This is a genomic window from Streptomyces beijiangensis, assembly GCF_017315755.1.
Lineage (GTDB): Bacteria > Actinomycetota > Actinomycetes > Streptomycetales > Streptomycetaceae > Streptomyces > Streptomyces beijiangensis.
Window position 1 is genome coordinate 1 of sequence record NZ_JAFLRJ010000539.1, and the last position, 361, is coordinate 361.

At 73.1% G+C, this 361-nt stretch carries 1 protein-coding gene; it reads right to left on the minus strand.

Features of this window, described 5'->3' with window-relative positions; all coding sequences use genetic code 11:
* Nucleotides 1-361: beta-ketoacyl [acyl carrier protein] synthase domain-containing protein (locus J0695_RS36455; RefSeq protein WP_206969055.1), on the minus strand; the 361-nt coding region annotated here is incomplete at both ends.

The window sequence follows — 361 nt, forward strand, 5'->3', positions numbered from 1 at the left end:
GATGTTGGTCTTCACCGAGCCGACGAGCAGGGGCCGCCCCCTCTCTCGGCCTTCACCCAGTGCGCGGTCGAGCGCGGTGAGTTCGATGGGGTCCCCCAGCGGGGTGCCGGTGCCGTGTGCCTCCACGTAGTCGACCGCCTCGGCGGGCAGTCCGCTCTGGGCCAGTGCGGTTTGGATGACGTCGGTCTGCGCGTCGACGCTGGGTACGGTGAGCCCGCCGCTGGAGCCGTTGTGGTTGACGGCGCTGCCGCGGATGACGGCGTACACCCGGTCGCCGTCGGCGCGGGCGCGCGACAGCGTCTTGAGGACGATCGCACCGGCGCCCTCGCCGCGGCCGTAGCCGTCGGCGGCCGCGTCGAAG